Genomic DNA, 13028 nt, shown 5'->3' with positions numbered 1-13028 from the left:
TCTTTATGCTTTCGCAATAGGTAAATCTGAAAGTTTTGTTGTATAACTCAAAGGTGCTAAATCATCTTTAGGCCGCCAAGACTGAGAGAACCCTTCACTTGCGAGCTTTATTGCACTACGTCCAAATTTTCTATTTATCTCATCAATGACCAACGTTTTTGAGCTAATATTCAGTGGTAAAGTCTCAGATAACAGTTCAAGTTGTTGCATATCATCGTGTAATGAAAGTTCTTCAAAAATAACGCCAGCTTTTTTGTATTTAAACCCCTTCTTATAAATAGCTTTTAATGCAAAGCTTGCATAAGACACCAGTGTTGATGTATCCGCGGTGGGGTAGGGTAGCTTAATTGATTGTGACTTATGATACTGCGGCTCTGCCTGTCTAAATGAATCTGTGTGGATGAATATTGTTATTGCTGATGTGTAAGATTTAAATCGACGAAGTTTAAACGCAGCCTTTGTTGCATGTGCTGTAACAGCTTCAGAAAGCTCCGTAAGCTCTATCACCGGTTTTCCCATACTCTGAGATACGCAAATTCTATCGCGAGAGTCGTTTACATCTTTCAATTCAACCGCAGATTTTCCTCGTAACTCTTCCACAGTACGGGCAAGAACAACTGTGAACGTTTTTTTGATCCAACTAATGTCGGCATTTTTAAGGTCATACCCCGTATAGATTCCAAATTTATTTAGCTTTTTAGTAGTTCTACTTCCAACCCCCCAAATATCCTCTACAGGAGTATGTTTGAGAGCCCAATCAATTTTGTATTGCGAATCTAATACAACCACGCCTTTAGTGTGTTCTTTCCACTCTTTCTTTTTGGCGCAGTGACTTCCAAGCTTGGCTAGTGTCATTGTCTGAGAGATGCCCAAACCACAGCCAATACCTAAGTTCCTCTTAAGTGTCCTCTGTATGATGTGCGCGTACTCTTTTATATCCTTTGTATAGTTTATATCGATGCGCCCAAAGCATTCATCAACAGAGTATCGCATTGTATCGAATAGGAAATACTCTAACTCGGTATGAAAACGGTTACTCAAATCACCAAACAGCGTGAAATTACTCCCCCATAAGTGGCCACCATGCGCAGCCACCAGCTGCTTAACTTTAAATGCAGGTTCTCCCATTTTGATACCTAAATCTTTGATAGCTTGATTTCGAGCTACTACGTTACCCTGGTTCGAACTGAGCACTCCAAGAGGGGTTTTATCAAAGTCGTATTGGGGGTTAAAGAGTTGGCAAAACGAAACGTAAGCAGCATTGATGTCGCAAAGAACCCACATAATTAGAATACCTTGATTAAACCAGTGACAACCCCCCAGACTACATGGGTATCCCAGTCATTGTTTTCATCGATATCAATTTCAATTGGCTCGAAGTCGGGGTTTTTACTAATAAAAACGGCTTTGTTGTTTTTTAATTGTAGTTCTTTCACAACAAATTCGTTGTCTAATGTAGCTAATACGATTCGTCCAGTTTTAATTGTTACTGACCTATCTACAATTATTATCGAGCCATCAGTAATGTCAGGGGACATGCTGTTGCCTGACACCCTAAATAGGAATGTACTACTAGGGCGCTTAATTAGGAGCTCATCTAAACTGATTGAGTCGGATAGGTGATCTTCGCATGGATTGGGGAAACCTGCAGCAACTGAAAAGTCTGCAATAGGTAATTCTGTGGTTGAAGGGGTAAGTTTGCTAAGCATAATCACAAAACACTGTATAAATAAACAGTAATTTTAGATGTGAATATTCCACATTACAACCAAGAAGTTTCTTTTCGGCTCGCGGTCTATGTGATTTCATCAATTATTAGTTAAATTTAAATCTTTTTCCCAGAATCGGGCGCGATTTAACACATATGATAGCTTTGGCAAAAATATATGAGCTGGAGTAACTATGGATTTATGTTCAATTTCTTCGGAAGACGGTGATAAAGCCGTTTTCTTCAATGGGGTTTTGATTGCATACTATAATGCAGCAACTGATGAGCCAAACGTGTTATCTTTTGTTGAAAGTGTTGCTGATAATTTGAGTAGCGCTTCTGGTGCAAATATTAAAAAGGCGAAAATAGATAAAGCTCCTGACTTTGTTCATTGGGAGCAGAGCAAACAAGTAGAGAATATACTTTGGCCTAATAAAACAGCTAAACCTCTTATTTCTGATTTTTTCTCTCCAATCGAGCTGAATTCTCAACCATAAACATTCATAACAGTTTATCGCTTGACCGCTAAATTTTGCCTTCGCAGGTGCGGTCAAGCACCCCTTTTATCTAAAAGATAGAGAGTGCCTTACCTCGCGTAAAGTGGGTATGTTTTACATCTGAATAATATATGCTATAATGTAACAATATAGTGAATAAAATATGGAGGATATACAAAGTAACTGCTGAGCTACAGTTCAATCTAGTTCGTTCTCAACTGCCCACATTAGAAAGCGTCAAAGTTTACTTCAAAATACTTTACCTTTTAGCATTTCAGGGGCGTCAATAATAAATATGCTCGCATTCATCCTTACTAGGTCAACTGGCCTCGGTGGGTTTTTGTGTGTGCACAAATAACAAAGAGGAACAATAATGTTTAAAGATCAAACAACTCAATTCTGGATTAGTTTTTTCGTGGCTATATTCTGGCCCTTATTAACACCTTACTTGCATCCGCATCTAGCTACCTTACCTGAAGTGCTAGGGGCTATATTAGTCGTTAGCTTTGATATTTGTATTGGATACCTTTCCTTTTGGATAGAAGTGCTAGAATTCCTTCGCCAATTAATCATCTAACACTTTAACCAACTTAAATTCTGAAGCGATTTCTTAAGCCAAGCCCAATTAAGAATATAAAAACAAATGAAGCGCTGGCATGAGCATAGCTCCAGAGGTAATAATTCCTAGGTATATCAGTTTTAAATAACTGTCCCATCCCAAATTGTCTAGCATCTTTGGAAACGGAAATAAAAGGTGTCATTGTGGCTATTGAAGTCGTAGCCGCGGGTGAAAGTGCTTCTCTCATCTCTAGTTCAGATTTACCAGCTAGGTATGAACTAAACAGCATGAATGATAAGAACAACCACAGCAAAGGTCGCATAATGCTTTGGCCATAATTACTTGTTGCTGAGTAGAGTAAATCCAATATTGATTGCGCTGTATTTAGCTTTGTCCATCTTTTCGCTCTCATTTCATCAGCGTGGAACATTAAAGCTTTATCGTGGTTCTTGTTTTGCTCAGCGAGCTCTTTAAGCCTGCAGAGCTTTTCAGCGTCAAGTTTATCAACAACTTTAAGAATAGGGGTGAATGGAATTGCCTTTTCTCTTATTAGATTGCACTTTAGATCACTCAGTTCAGTGTGGTGGTTTAGTTTTGTGCCTCTTAAATCAGGTATACAGTTAAAGTTACCATCAATGATAAAGTCTTTGTCGAATGTACTTCCTTTGAATGAAAGCTTTTGTATTTGGTCTGTTATTGCACCTTCGAAACTAAATGTAGATGTTGACTTAATTTCCTTAAAATCAACAAAAATACAGTCAAATGTTGCCGCCAAAAAGTGTGTGCCGCCTTTAAATTCAGCATGAGAAAAGTTTGTTGTTATATTGAATGCTGCCTCAGTGAAATAAGCCATGCATTCAAATGTGGCTGAGTTAAAATGAGTGTTTGAAGCGAAGTGTGTAGCAGCAAAAGCAACAGTGCGGCTAAATATAGCATTTGAGAAATTGGCATATGAGTTAAAAATGGTATTGGTAAAACTTGCTTCACCACCAAATTTAGCCCCATAAAATTTGGCTTCACCTTCGAATCTTGCGTCATCAAAGTGGGTCGGTGAGGGGAAGTTTGCTCCTGTGAAATCTGCACCGCCATTAAAAATATAGCCTTCAAAAGATATAGTTTTTAAATATCGATGATGTTTACCGTAAATAGCGAGATCTTCATCTGGTGCAACACTTGCCAGAGAGTCTGGGGAGAAATTTACATGATTGAAGTCAACGTAAGTATCCGGGTGGTTCTTCATCCATAAGTTCCACTCATCCTTACCTTTTAACCAGAGCTCTACACTCTTCTCCCGGCTAAGAGTAAATTTAAGCTTCGAAGATGATTTTTCTGTTATTGGTTGGTGTAGTCCATCATTTTTAAAGGCATCTGACTTCATTGAAGGCCGTCCTTAGTTCACCTGCATCATTATTTAAATTCATTGTGTAAGCATTACATTAAGCAGTCAAGGTTGTTAAGTTTTTGATTCAAGCACGTTTTTATTTCTCTATTAATCTGTTTAGCAATTCAATTAATAAAGAGGTTTTAAGAATGGGTCATCATACTGGGCAGTTAATTCAAACTATCAAGCAATTCAACCAAGATTTTGAGTGGTACCCAACCACAGATGAGCAGCTGGATTTGATTAAGTCGGACTTTAAAGCAATGAAGGGAATAGGTGAGCGTCCGAGTTTATTAGATGTAGGTGCAGGAAACGGCAAGGCGCTAAAGTTTTTAACGGAAGGCAAACGTTATGCGATTGAAAAGTCTGTTCCGCTATTGAGTTCGCTTGATAAAGATATCTTTGTAGTGGGTACTGATTTTAAAGAGCAAACATTAATAGACAAGCGTACTGATATTGTATTTTGTAACCCTCCGTATTCAGAGTTCTCATACTTTGCCCAGCGCATTATTGAAGAAGCAAACGCTAAGTATATTTATCTCATTCTCCCTTCTCGGTGGGTAAATGATGTTGCAATACAGCAGTGCATTAAAATGCGTGATGCTGAATGCGAAGTGCTAGGCGAATATGACTATCTAAATGCTGAACGTAAAGCACGTGCAGTTGTGAATGTTATACGTATTAGCCTGATTGATAAAAGATACTCTCGCTTCGGAAGTGACGCACAAAAAATTGACCCTTTTAGCCTCTGGTTCAAAAAGAATTTTGCCATCTTTGAAGAGAGTGAAAATTCATCTCATACGGATACATTAAAAAATAAGCACAACAAAAACGCTGGTGGTTTTGATAGTCGTTTACAAAATGCCATGGTGCCAGGTGTTGATTTGGTCGCTGCATTACAATCGATGTATGACACTGATTTAAGCTCATTGGTGCAAACGTATAAAAAACTAGAAGAAATAGACACGGTTGTTTTAAAGGAGCTCGATGTTAGTTTTGACGGTGTGAAAGAAGCGCTGAAATTAAAAATAGGAAGTTTAAAAGATAAATATTGGCGAGAGCTATTTTCTAATTTTGATAAAATTACAGATAGGCTTACAGCGAGTTCTCGCGAAAAACTGTTGAAGGTTTTGTTTGAACATACTCACGTTGATTTTAATAAATCGAATGCGTATGCGTTAGTGCAGTGGATGTGCAAGAACGCAAACTTGTACTTTGATGATCAGCTTGTTGAAACGGTAGAAAAAATGGTGAGTCAATCGAGTATCGTTCTTTATAAATCAAATGAAAAAACGTTTGGTAAAGAGCAGTGGCGTTATGTGTATCGCTCGCCAGAGGGTCTTGATAGGTTTGCTCTGGATTATCGCATAGTTGTAACAAGAGAAGGGGGCCGCACTGATGGTTACGGCTCAACAAATGGGCTCTCTCGACGCGCAGAGGTCTTTTTAAATGATTTATGCACCATTGCTGGTAATTTAGGTTTTGACTCAACAGGGTGCGAACGAGCGCGTGATTTTGATTGGAATGACTCAGCTAAAAAGGTTTTCACTTATTATGATCATTCAGCAGAAAAGTACGTGACTCTTTTTGAATGTCGCGCTTATTACAATGGCAACTTGCATTTAAAGCTCAACCAAGCATTTTTGGCTAAGATGAATGTTCAATTTGGTAAATTAAAAGGCTGGGTGAAGTCACCAAAAGAAGCGGCTGAAGAAATGGGCGTTGATATTGAGATTGCAGAAATGAGCTTTGATGCTAACTTTAAGCTCACTTCTACTGGTGATGTACTGGCGCTCGGTGTTGACTATTCAATAAATTAAGTGAACTAAACCGGAATCATGTATTGTAAATAGCACACTTCATTAAGTAGATAATGGGGTGTGTTATTTAATTACAGATAAGGTGAATTTTTCACCACAAACTCTTGTCACAGTCAGTGTTTCACCATCCTTGTCAGTTTCTAATGAATCTGATCTAGGGTAAATATGAAGTGATTTTAACCCCCAACCTTTTGCTGTTGAATTTAACTCAATACATGGTCCATTAGGTCTTGGTATAAACTTACCTGTAACACTTCCTTGGTGAATGGTGTTATTAAGGTTTACTAAAAAAAAGAAATATTGGTAGGTTTTTTCCTACTCAAACAATTTGCATCAACAAACGCCATTAGTGCAGAAATGTTATTCATATTTAAATACTTCCTTTGTTAATTCTCATTTTAATATAAGCTTAATAAAATTTTTGTTTAAGAGATTGTATGTTACAAGTCTGCAGAGCCACTTATTTATTAAACCTTTAATCTCAGTAGGCTTGGAACCTGAAACCTCATAAAACTTAGTGCCAGACTCTTTTATATCGATTCGCATAATGTTCTTTATATCTCGATTGTTGTAGAGAATGCCCCACCTGTCAGAGTATCCTAGAGATAGTTTTGACTCTTGCTTGAGGCTTTGTTCTAATATTAATTTATATTCTGGATATAACTCTCTGATTGTACAGTCTATATTTAGAAGTTGTGCTTCATCTTTATATTTGTGGGTTAACCAAGCTTTTGCAGCTACAAGTCGATTGTTTCCGATATGGCAGTAACCTAAATGCCCAACAAAATGTAGTTCCATTTCCTTTGAGGAGCCCGTTGTTGGGAATAAGCGTCCTTGAACATTGCTTGTGAAATAGGTAAGGATGTCATTTCGCACATCTTCCCAGCCAAAACAATCTAATCTGTGTACTGCTTCGCGCCAATTGATTGAAGGTGAGAGGTAGTCATTTTTAACAAGTCCTTTTATAGAAGATAAAAATACGTCCTTATATGAGCTGCTGATGGGGTAGGACATGTACTCCAAAAAGTGAGCATCAATTATTGTTTCATCTAAGGTTTTAGATTCAGCGCTGCTTCCTGAGTCGATTAACTCTTGTTTAAACGCATCGATTTTCTCTATTTTCTGCGGGGGGCGAAACAGTTGTAATTTAAATTTCATACATGGGCTCTAATTTTTAAAATAAGGTATGCCAAATATTTTTAGATTAAAAACAAAACTTATGCGGTTTAAGCTGTTTAAAACATTTTCGTAGCTATGGCTTTATGAGTTTTTGATAGTGGCTTTCATTGAAGTCACATTATTTGATTTTGGTTTATTGCTTGTTCCAATAGTTCTTTTATTTAAACTAAACCTACCACGATTTGCTTTATTAAATCTTCTAATTTTGAGCCAACCTTGCGCGGTGGTATGGAAAAAATCTCATTCCTTGTAACTAGAGTGTTTTTCCAAAAAGCCTCGAAAGTAGAGTTATAGCTAGTGCTATCACTTTTAAAAAGTTTTAAGGCCATAATGCTAGCCTCTTTCTTAGTGAAGTGTTGCCCCTTCATTTCCCCATGAAGCCACTTATATTGGCAGCGATATTCATCAAAATAACGATGAAGCAATAATTCATACTGAGCACTATCTAAAGCAAGCAAAAATTGAAACTCGTATGGTTTGTATGATTTACAATGTAGATGCTGATATACACGTTTTTTAAGGTTTGTAGTTGCCTTGCCTATCTTCATTATTCTTTTGTTTTTAGATAAAAGCACATAAGTCCACCCCCGCTTGTAAACTTTTGCTTCTTCTAAATTCTGAATAACCTTCAAACTCTGAATTCCACTATTGTCTGTTTAATGGTTTGAAGTGAGTTGGTTCAGCCCCACCTTGGTTTAAGTGCCATTCAAGCTCATCTACATGAATGCCATATATTTGTTTCTCTGATAATGCTGCATCATCACTAGTGCAATTATCAAACCGAACATCTACAAAGTCTAAATTAGGCTTTACGCCAGTATTTTCTTGCCAAATTGCCATGCAATACTCCCAGTTTACCTAATGCCTTTATATAAGCTTCAAATTAAATTAAAACAAATGTTTTGAACGGTATCGCATAGCTTTTGACGACCGCTACTACTTAGTTCAAGAATAAGTTTGTTTCCCTTGATAACTTGAAATACTCCAGCAACAAGAAATGTCCCGCCAGTTGCTGAAACCTTGGTTGTATCACCATCAAATCGACTGATGGTATAGTCGGCGTCGATAGCTGCACCTACATCAATTATCTTAAGGGTGTGCTTTTTATTCCAGTGATGATTAAATTGCCACACACCTAGAAGTAGCAAAATAAATATAATAGCGGTACAAAAACGGAGTATAGTATTTTCTTCCACGTTAAACCGCAGTTTCAAAGGGTTTTTCATAAGCGTCACCTCTCAAATATCCACCAGCCAATAATTGTATTGGTTGGCCTACTTTGTCACTCTGTATGCTTTTACTATCGCTAAAAAATAAAAGATTACAGTCGCACTTACCACGCACACAAAAATACTCACTGCACTTGTAGTTAATACCCCTAATGTGCCGAAGAGCAAAATAAGGTTATAGGGCCATTGCCCCATGAATAAACTTTTCTTGTCTTCATCAATTTTACCGCGAGTTTTTTCTATTCTGGTAACTAATCCAGCCCCAATGAGATTAATTAAGATAATAACTAGAACGTCCATTCAAATCTCCAATAAGTTCTATGATGGGTAACTCTCAATTAACTGGTACCCGAGGAAAGCCCTCTATATATTCAAAAGACTATAACACGGAGAATGATGGCTTTGGTGTTATAATTAATTTGAATCAAAACAGAATTTTCTATGCAGGTACGCGATATTAGCTGGCACCTGAACTTTCTATACCAAATGCACCAGCAGGCAATTTCCAAGCCTCTCCTTCACGAAGAAAAATAGGTAATGTGTACTCTCTATGGGAAGCCTGCATTAAAGCAACCTGATCATCAATTATCAGGGGGTTAGCAATAGCCGCTCTCTCGGATACGGTGAGCCCTTTGCGACTGATAGCTGTAGCAAATTGACGTTCATAGTCAGCAATAGCTTTAAGCTTCTCAGGGAAGTATTGGCCAATGGTTGCCCAGATACGATCACCATTAAAAATACAAGTTTGGCAGGAGCTTCTGCTCCAACCCAATCGGTAAGGCACTGGAGCTACTAAGCGCCAATCAGCAAGTGATTGCCACACTTGTTCTTCGCTATAGTGCAGGACGGGCCGCCATGCATCTATATGACGAGGTTTGCGTGGTGATTTTGATTTTCTTAAAGTGTCACCAGCATGAGGTTCAAGTTGATTGTATCTAGCTCTATTACCTGATTCTTCTCGGCGCACACCAGTGACAAATAGCACACGTTTACCAATGAAACGATCTTGGCTTGTTATCCCCCTACGGCCAACATCTATTTTTAGTGCCGAGCTACACCACCTTGTTTGAAGTGATGCCGCTTGCTGAGGGAACTTTAGGCGTGTGTCTGTTTTTGCGTTGTTTCGTGTAAGTTCAATAAGACCTTCAGGCGTTTGAATAATATGAGAGTGACTTTTAGTATCATTTTTAAGCATCTCTCCTTCAAACCCATGCTTTAGCCAAGAAAAGTAAAGAGGGATGCCAACAGCTTCTGAAAATTTGACGCAATAATCATCTATAAAGGCCCAATCCATTAGAGTTGAACCTTCATTACCATCAACAAGATGGTACCACATTTCAATCTTCGATTTCGGGAATCCAATATCGAGAAGGCGCTTAAGTGCCGCGAAACTATCTTTACCACCCGACATGCACACAACAGCTACATCATAATTCAACTCGATATCTGGAGCATTGAAGTAAACACCTGGCATAGCTGGCTCCAGTGCAATGATTTTATCAGATGTAGCCAGTAGACCTTGACGCAACGTTGGAATAGTAATCTGATCATCGTGTTTGTCTATTTCAGCAATGTTTGATGAAAGCATTTTTACAACCTTGTTTACATATCAACTTTGATATACCTATAATATATCAAAGTTGATATATGGCAATATCAATTTTGATATATTTTGTAAAAACACCTATAGTGCGTGGATTAGAAAAGTGAATAAAAGAACTATGCCGAGAAAAAAAGAGGATTTTGGTAAGCACTTTATTGAGCGTGCTTGCCAACAAATCAAAGAGATAGGCAAAGCGAAGGAGCTTTATCGTAAGGTGTATGGTATGGATGGCACTGATAGTGAAGTTCAGGCCTTCATTAATAGACTTAATGCTAATCGAGCGAACCCAGGGCTAGATTATATAGGCTGGTTAGTGGAACGCTTACCAGAGCTGCAAGAGAAAACATTGGGAGAGTTTTTTGGTATCCAAAAAGGCCGTGACTAACGGCCTTTTTAGCACAGTTTTTAATCGTTATTGTAAGACTAGGCTAGCCCACCTTAAAGAAGACGGACATATCCATTATTGAGTATTTAAACTAGAAAAGTTCAACCTGAAATGATTCCTCTATTTCATGTTTAATTGGGGTATCCGAAGAATTAAGCAACAAATAGCTTTCTATGTCTCCCCCTCTGGCTTTAATAGCATTAATTGCTTGAGCGCGTTTAACTCTCTCATTTAGTCTATTTAAACTGCTGCTTTGAACAGTGACTATGCCGCGCTGCATTAAATCTTTAATTATGGCTGTAGGGCATATACTATCATCTTTTGTTAGCCCTTCACTCTCGTAATGTGTGTAAATACATTCAATGTATTCCCAGCCCATTCCTTCAACTACTTGAGTTTTATCAGAAGTAAAATATGGCATTGTATGAATAACACCTTCATCAGAGAAGATCGCGTGAGGTTGGTACTTCGATTTCTCTTCGCTGGTCATCTCTAAACCTTTAGGGTTTTCAGATTCAAGTAATTTGCTGATGCTGACATATCTAGCGGTAAGGTTCTTTTTTGCTGGCGTCATTTCAATACATGGTATTGGGTAGCGTTCGCCATTTGTGTGCACATCATGCCAAATCTTAATAGCTGATCCGAATGAACCTTCCCCACCTTCGATTGCCCAGTTCCACTGTATGGCTATAAGTGTTGAATAGTCGACTAACTGAAATTTAGGGTTGTCAGTACGTTCTTGTTCAATTGCATCCAGTGTGAGCACCATACGTAATAGCGATTGACGGAACTCAATAGAGTAATCGTTGTACTTTAATTTTACGTTACCATCCTTATCAATCTGTTTACCAACAGAGTTACGGGATAAGTTGAAGTCATTTAAGCTGTGGAGCATAAAATTTCTTAGCTCTGCTACGCCTCTCATGTATCCATATTTTTCTTCATTGGTTTCAATCTGGTTAATAAGGCTGTTATCTTTGGGGACTATTGCGCAGAGAGTGCAGCCAAAACGGGCGCTACAAGGTTTAGATTGCCCAGTTGAAGAACCCGCAAGCAAATCACAAACACCAGAATTACCAGCTGCATAATGTTTTCTTAAGTCGGTGACAACATCTTCACCAAAAGACTCAATTTCGCCGTCTTCAATAAATGATATTAGAGACCAGACATCGCTGAGAGACCAATCTTTGATGGGAGCTAGCTTATATCCTATATCTGTTTTTGTTACGACATCGATGCTCTCACCACGCTTTTTAATGTTTATAGCCCTAATTGAACTTTCTGAATCACGTACACCTGATATTGACAATACTTTTGATGTGCCAAGAGAATTTTCAAGTCCACGTAAGTGGTCTTCAAGCACTTTTATTTTCCAAACATAAGTGCATTGCCTACCGTTGTGTTGGTTTTGAGCTGTTCTAAGTAATAGCCCTCGACCTAGGTATTGAACCATGGGTCTTGTCATTAGGTGGGGTTTAAGAACTTCTGTTTGAATTGGCAACTGATGAGAGTTGGCGTAATCGTCAATGGATTGGTGAACGTCGAGCATGAAATCCATAATCTCAAAGTTATCGATACTAGTATCGATAGTGTAAATCGACATAGGTGACACCTTATAGCCTTCATCAATAGCCTGTTTTAAAGCTTCAATTGCACAGTGTGTTGTTACAAATGAGTCTTTGCCAGATAAACCGATTGCTACAGACCACCCCTCGATAATTTTTTGTTTGATACTGGTGATTGCGCTTTTTACTTTCGGGTGTAATTTTGTATGAGAATCCATCGGAATAATTCCAGAAATTAATAACTTAACAACTAGGTTAAGCGTTATTTAAAATCGGGCATTTTTAAGAGAAATAATCACTTTTTACAGTGCTGGTGGAGTAGGGTGAATTGATGAAAATTACAATGTTTATTTGACTGTTGTATGGCAATGATTTTAGAGAGCTAAATAGCATTTTCCACAGAATTTGTGCATAAGTGAAATTCATAATTACTTATGCACAGTAGAAGTAGGCCATCGCGCCGTGTTTTTGTATTGCTCTCGCGGTCAATGAATACTTGAGGTGAATTCAAAACATTAGGCTGCTTGGGTTGATTTTTATATTCTATAAAACTCAATCGATATCAAGAACTGAGCAGAGCTCAAAAAAAACCGCCTGTAAAAGGCGGTTTTTAGTTGGGATCTAAAGTGTTTTAATTCTTAGCGCTTTCAACTGCTTTATTGAACTCATTTAGTAGTGAATCATAATCAATTTCAGTTTTAATATTGTACTTCTCGCTTAGCTGATTAAGTTCGCCCATAGTAAGCGTTGCTGATGATGAGAAATTAGGCTTTGCAACTACATAGCTTTCATCAATTAGCATCACCCCTTTGAGCTGGTGGAGTTTAATATAGCGCTCGATATAAGATGCCAGCTCTGCAGGTGTTGCTCCTTCCGATGTAATGCGCTTTGAAATTTCTTCTGGATTAAACGTTTGAACTTTCGCATAACCAGCAATTAAATCAGTTACTTCAATCATCGATTTTTCGCTTACTGCTTTTGTGTAAGATACACCAGCAAAAAATGCTAAGGCTGACATTACTAGGCACGGCAAGATCATTATAAATTGAACTTATAGAATATGTAGTGATCAGATCAAGGCATAATAATCACCTTGGTCACG

At 38.0% G+C, this 13028-nt stretch carries 15 protein-coding genes; 4 read left to right on the top strand and 11 right to left on the bottom strand.

All coding sequences use genetic code 11. From position 1 onward, the window contains the following. Positions 1 to 3: 3 nt before the first annotated feature. Together HUS62_RS11855 and HUS62_RS11850 are read right to left on the bottom strand one after the other, a co-directional pair. Positions 4 to 1284 (bottom strand): Y-family DNA polymerase, encoded by a 1281-nt coding sequence (locus HUS62_RS11855; protein WP_175079675.1) that lies wholly within the window; start codon positions 1282 to 1284, stop codon positions 4 to 6. A gap of 2 nt (positions 1285 to 1286) precedes the next feature. After that, the gene (locus tag HUS62_RS11850) at positions 1287 to 1709 is read right to left on the bottom strand and encodes a LexA family transcriptional regulator (RefSeq protein WP_175079674.1); all 423 of its coding nucleotides are present in this window, start codon (positions 1707 to 1709) and stop codon (positions 1287 to 1289) included. Between the two features lie 193 nt (positions 1710 to 1902). Here HUS62_RS11850 and HUS62_RS11845 point away from each other — a divergent pair, with 193 nt between their 5' ends. Both HUS62_RS11845 and HUS62_RS11840 read left to right on the top strand, forming a co-directional pair. Continuing rightward, positions 1903 to 2205, top strand: a complete 303-nt coding sequence (locus HUS62_RS11845) for a hypothetical protein (RefSeq protein ID WP_175079673.1) — start codon at positions 1903 to 1905, stop codon at positions 2203 to 2205. Positions 2206 to 2578: 373 nt separating this feature from the next. Beyond that, complete coding sequence (locus HUS62_RS11840; protein ID WP_175079672.1) at positions 2579 to 2782, top strand: hypothetical protein; 204 nt, start codon at positions 2579 to 2581, stop codon at positions 2780 to 2782. Between the two features lie 13 nt (positions 2783 to 2795). Here the strand turns inward: HUS62_RS11840 and HUS62_RS11835 are convergent, their stop codons facing one another. Then, a complete protein-coding gene (locus HUS62_RS11835) occupies positions 2796 to 4142 on the bottom strand; it encodes a pentapeptide repeat-containing protein (protein WP_175079671.1) in 1347 nt (448 codons plus the stop codon). 152 nt (positions 4143 to 4294) lie between these two features. On the opposite strand from HUS62_RS11835, the gene HUS62_RS11830 reads away from it, so the two are divergent. Continuing rightward, a complete protein-coding gene (locus HUS62_RS11830; RefSeq protein ID WP_175079670.1) occupies positions 4295 to 5965 on the top strand; it encodes a DUF4942 domain-containing protein in 1671 nt (556 codons plus the stop codon). A 393-nt stretch (positions 5966 to 6358) separates the two neighbouring features. On the opposite strand, the gene HUS62_RS11825 is transcribed toward HUS62_RS11830, so the two are convergent. From HUS62_RS11825 to HUS62_RS11800, 6 genes are all read right to left on the bottom strand, one after another. After that, on the bottom strand, positions 6359 to 7123 hold the full coding sequence (locus tag HUS62_RS11825; RefSeq protein WP_175079669.1) for a hypothetical protein: 765 nt from the start codon (positions 7121 to 7123) through the stop codon (positions 6359 to 6361). A 182-nt stretch (positions 7124 to 7305) separates the two neighbouring features. Next, on the bottom strand, positions 7306 to 7776 hold the full coding sequence (locus HUS62_RS11820; RefSeq protein ID WP_175079668.1) for a GIY-YIG nuclease family protein: 471 nt from the start codon (positions 7774 to 7776) through the stop codon (positions 7306 to 7308). A gap of 13 nt (positions 7777 to 7789) precedes the next feature. Beyond that, entirely contained in the window at positions 7790 to 7984 is a 195-nt protein-coding gene (locus HUS62_RS11815) for a hypothetical protein (RefSeq protein WP_175079667.1), read from the bottom strand. 38 nt (positions 7985 to 8022) lie between these two features. Further along, positions 8023 to 8370, bottom strand: a complete 348-nt coding sequence (locus tag HUS62_RS11810) for a hypothetical protein (RefSeq protein ID WP_175079666.1) — start codon at positions 8368 to 8370, stop codon at positions 8023 to 8025. Between the two features lie 48 nt (positions 8371 to 8418). After that, on the bottom strand, positions 8419 to 8673 hold the full coding sequence (locus HUS62_RS11805) for a hypothetical protein (protein ID WP_175079665.1): 255 nt from the start codon (positions 8671 to 8673) through the stop codon (positions 8419 to 8421). A gap of 157 nt (positions 8674 to 8830) precedes the next feature. Further along, a complete protein-coding gene (locus tag HUS62_RS11800; protein WP_175079664.1) occupies positions 8831 to 9961 on the bottom strand; it encodes a phosphohydrolase in 1131 nt (376 codons plus the stop codon). A gap of 118 nt (positions 9962 to 10079) precedes the next feature. Between HUS62_RS11800 and HUS62_RS11795 the strand changes: the two genes are divergently transcribed. Then, on the top strand, positions 10080 to 10361 hold the full coding sequence (locus HUS62_RS11795) for a hypothetical protein (protein WP_175079663.1): 282 nt from the start codon (positions 10080 to 10082) through the stop codon (positions 10359 to 10361). Between the two features lie 91 nt (positions 10362 to 10452). Here the strand turns inward: HUS62_RS11795 and HUS62_RS11790 are convergent, their stop codons facing one another. Next, the gene (locus tag HUS62_RS11790; RefSeq protein WP_175079662.1) at positions 10453 to 12144 is read right to left on the bottom strand and encodes a phosphoadenosine phosphosulfate reductase family protein; all 1692 of its coding nucleotides are present in this window, start codon (positions 12142 to 12144) and stop codon (positions 10453 to 10455) included. 413 nt (positions 12145 to 12557) lie between these two features. Continuing rightward, positions 12558 to 12944: a hypothetical protein gene (locus HUS62_RS11785; protein ID WP_175079661.1), complete on the bottom strand. Its 387-nt coding sequence runs from the start codon at positions 12942 to 12944 to the stop codon at positions 12558 to 12560. Positions 12945 to 13028: the final 84 nt, after the last annotated feature.

The sequence above is a fragment of the Pseudoalteromonas sp. 0303 genome, assembly GCF_013349995.1.
Classification (GTDB): domain Bacteria; phylum Pseudomonadota; class Gammaproteobacteria; order Enterobacterales; family Alteromonadaceae; genus Pseudoalteromonas.
Note: the sequence above shows the minus strand (reverse complement) of the source record. Positions and strands in the feature narration are given on the sequence as shown.

What these genes read in the sequence shown, in the direction of transcription:
- HUS62_RS11855 (WP_175079675.1), bottom strand. Translation starts at nt 1,284, where the DNA reads ATGTGGGTTCTTTGCGACATCAATGCTGCTTACGTTTCGTTTTGCCAA.
- HUS62_RS11850 (WP_175079674.1), bottom strand. Translation starts at nt 1,709, where the DNA reads ATGCTTAGCAAACTTACCCCTTCAACCACAGAATTACCTATTGCAGAC.
- HUS62_RS11845 (WP_175079673.1), top strand. Translation starts at nt 1,903, where the DNA reads ATGGATTTATGTTCAATTTCTTCGGAAGACGGTGATAAAGCCGTTTTC.
- HUS62_RS11840 (WP_175079672.1), top strand. Translation starts at nt 2,579, where the DNA reads ATGTTTAAAGATCAAACAACTCAATTCTGGATTAGTTTTTTCGTGGCT.
- HUS62_RS11835 (WP_175079671.1), bottom strand. Translation starts at nt 4,142, where the DNA reads ATGAAGTCAGATGCCTTTAAAAATGATGGACTACACCAACCAATAACA.
- HUS62_RS11830 (WP_175079670.1), top strand. Translation starts at nt 4,295, where the DNA reads ATGGGTCATCATACTGGGCAGTTAATTCAAACTATCAAGCAATTCAAC.
- HUS62_RS11825 (WP_175079669.1), bottom strand. Translation starts at nt 7,123, where the DNA reads ATGAAATTTAAATTACAACTGTTTCGCCCCCCGCAGAAAATAGAGAAA.
- HUS62_RS11815 (WP_175079667.1), bottom strand. Translation starts at nt 7,984, where the DNA reads ATGGCAATTTGGCAAGAAAATACTGGCGTAAAGCCTAATTTAGACTTT.
- HUS62_RS11810 (WP_175079666.1), bottom strand. Translation starts at nt 8,370, where the DNA reads ATGAAAAACCCTTTGAAACTGCGGTTTAACGTGGAAGAAAATACTATA.
- HUS62_RS11805 (WP_175079665.1), bottom strand. Translation starts at nt 8,673, where the DNA reads ATGGACGTTCTAGTTATTATCTTAATTAATCTCATTGGGGCTGGATTA.
- HUS62_RS11800 (WP_175079664.1), bottom strand. Translation starts at nt 9,961, where the DNA reads ATGCTTTCATCAAACATTGCTGAAATAGACAAACACGATGATCAGATT.
- HUS62_RS11790 (WP_175079662.1), bottom strand. Translation starts at nt 12,144, where the DNA reads ATGGATTCTCATACAAAATTACACCCGAAAGTAAAAAGCGCAATCACC.
- HUS62_RS11785 (WP_175079661.1), bottom strand. Translation starts at nt 12,944, where the DNA reads ATGTCAGCCTTAGCATTTTTTGCTGGTGTATCTTACACAAAAGCAGTA.